Here is a 2,494-nt window from a genome sequence, read left to right as displayed (position 1 = left end):
CCCGGTGTCGGTGAGCGCGTCACAGATCAGTGGAGTTCCGACGAAGCCGGTGGCGATGCGGGCGTCGTCCCTGAGGACGAGTTCGGCGAGCCGGTACCCGGCGACGCGGCGCAGGCGGGGTGTGAGCAGGTCGAAGGCGATTCCCGGGGCGTAGGCGGTGGGGCTGTCGCTCGTCGTGCGGCCGGACGGCAGGACGTACCGGCGTCGGAAGGCTTCCGTGACCTCGTTGGCGAGCGTGGTGTACCTGTCCCGATCCGCGGCCCTCCCCAACTCGGCCGCGGCGCGTCCGAGGTGACGGGCGGAATGCGTGAAGTATGCCGTGGCGACGAGGTAGCGATCGGTGACGTCGTCCGGTGGGGCGGCGGGGTCGAGCCAGTCGCCCAGCTGGAAGCCGGTGTCCCACAGACGCGTGGGGCCGGCGAGGCGTTCCACCAGGTTCACCCACTTCTTGGCCATGGGGTAGTGGCGTCGCAGGAGTCCGATGTCGCTTGAAGCGCTGGTGGAGGGGGCTCACCTCCGCTCGCGCGGAGAGGACCACGCAGGCCGGGAGGGCGTTCAGGAAGTGCGCGGCTCACCTCCGCTCGCGCGGAGAGGACCGGACCGCGAGGATCGTGGCACCGGCCGGGACCGGCTCACCTCCGCTCGCGCGGAGAGGACGCCCCCACCGCGACGACGCCGACGACCACCCGCGGCTCACCTCCGCTCGCGCGGAGAGGACCGTGCCGCTCGTGCTCCCGGTGCTCCCCAGTGCGGCTCACCTCCGCTCGCGCGGAGAGGACCGGCGGGCCTGGAGCAGGGGTTGCTCCAGGTACGGCTCACCTCCGCTCGCGCGGAGAGGACAAAGCGATCCTGCTCCAGGAGGAGATCGACGACGGCTCACCTCCGCTCGCGCGGAGAGGACAGGGCGGCCGTGATGGTGGCACCGGACCAGAGCGGCTCACCTCCGCTCGCGCGGAGAGGACACGACGGCCTCCGACAGGAAGCGCCGCTGGGCCTCCTCACCTCCGCTCGCGCGGAGAGGACACGGACGCGCCGTGGAACATCATCCAGTCCATCACCTCACCTCCGCTCGCGCGGAGAGGACACCCCTTTTTGACCTGGGGCGTTAGATGGGATTTGCCATTTCTTGACTTTCTTCGTGGAAGGCGATGAGGGCAAGTCCGTGGAAGTCGAAGGGTTCGCCGTGGCAGGTGCCTGCGGTCGTGAGTTGGAAGCCTTGCTCGTTGTCGGTGGGGACGGTGATGCCGCCGTGGGTGCTGGCGGCGACGGTGTCGACTTGGAGCTCGGGACAGTCCCCCGGGGGCGCCGCATTGAACTTCAGCATGAACACAGAGATAGCACCACCCGCTGACAATCGCCTCAAATGGCCCAACTGGCCACCGATGTGAGGGGTGAGCTTTATGCTGCCGCGTAACGACGTGGGGGCGAAGAACATGTACGGCGGGGTTCGGCAAAGGAATTGCAAAGCGGTCAGATAAGGGCAGGTCGCGAAGGGTGCTCTCCGCGCGAGCGGAGGTGAACCGGCGCAGCGGCTGCGTCTCCTCGGCGGCCTGTTGTGCTCTCCGCGCGAGCGGAGGTGAACCGAAGCCGACCGGCCCGGACGGCGCAGGGGCAGGGTGCTCTCCGCGCGAGCGGAGGTGAACCGATCAGCGGCAAGCCGACCCTTACCCCGACCGGGTGCTCTCCGCGCGAGCGGAGGTGAACCGCGACGTGGTCCAGCGGAGGATCGTCGAACCCTGTGCTCTCCGCGCGAGCGGAGGTGAACCGGAAAACGGGCACAGCCTCGACGTCACCACGGAGTGCTCTCCGCGCGAGCGGAGGTGAACCGCTGCGCTGGGACCTGGCCGTCGATGACGCCGAGTGCTCTCCGCCGAGGCCATTCGCGCGGCGGCCGCCAAGGGCGGACTGGCCGCCGCGGAGCTGAAGCCGGACGTGTCGCTGCTGCCGGATGCTCCGGGACTCCTGGAGGCCTCCGCGCCAGCGCCAGCGCCGGCTGGTTGGCGCCAGTTTCGTCGGGGGTGAGGACGTACGGCGGCAAGATCAAGAAAGTCCTGAGGTTTCACCGCCGACGGCTTCGACGTCAGGGACCTGTGCCGGCTGACGACCGGTCCGGACGGCACCACACGGGCCGCGTTCCGTCGGAGGCTGATCCACGTCGGCCATCCGCGACGGACGGAACGGTGACCATGTACACGGAGGAGCGGAAGGGCAACCCCTTCGGCAGCGTCCCGGGCACCTGCAGCCCGGAGTCCCTCCGCCGCTGAACGTCCCGCTCGCATTCCGCACGGCGTACGGGGCGACCGAGCCGACCAGGTCGGCGCACGGCCAAAGTCCCCGCACGGCTCGACTCTTCACCGGAGGTGCAGGCCGACCGGTGATCAGGGGACGTGCGGGGGCTGGGTCGTGTGTGGTGGAAGTCCCGCCTGTCCGGCGGCGCCTGGCACGCACGCTCGCCGCGTTGTCGGGGGCGCCTCGATACATCCAGTATCGGGGC

1 protein-coding gene, 1 pseudogene and 2 CRISPR repeat arrays are annotated in these 2,494 nt (G+C 69.8%); the gene and the pseudogene both read right to left on the bottom strand.

The genetic code is table 11. The annotated features are described in order from the left end of the window. Positions 1-483 (bottom strand): annotated as a pseudogene (locus tag ACFWEP_RS34035) (alpha-L-rhamnosidase); the annotation flags it as partial. Positions 484-509: 26 nt separating this feature from the next. Then, positions 510-1,084: a CRISPR direct-repeat array (repeat unit 26 nt; unit sequence CTCACCTCCGCTCGCGCGGAGAGGAC). Positions 1,085-1,105: 21 nt separating this feature from the next. After that, positions 1,106-1,324 carry a hypothetical protein gene (locus tag ACFWEP_RS34030; protein WP_387376083.1) on the bottom strand — a complete coding sequence of 73 codons (219 nt, stop codon included), beginning with the start codon at positions 1,322-1,324 and terminating at the stop codon, positions 1,106-1,108. Positions 1,325-1,494: 170 nt separating this feature from the next. Continuing rightward, a CRISPR array of direct repeats spans positions 1,495-1,889; the repeat unit is 29 nt; unit sequence GTGCTCTCCGCGCGAGCGGAGGTGAACCG. Between the last annotated feature and the right edge of the window lie 605 nt (positions 1,890-2,494).

It is taken from the genome of Streptomyces sp. NPDC060198, from assembly GCF_042728415.1.
Classification (GTDB): Bacteria; Actinomycetota; Actinomycetes; order Streptomycetales; family Streptomycetaceae; genus Streptomyces.
This window is presented reverse-complemented; position numbering and strand designations above follow the sequence as displayed.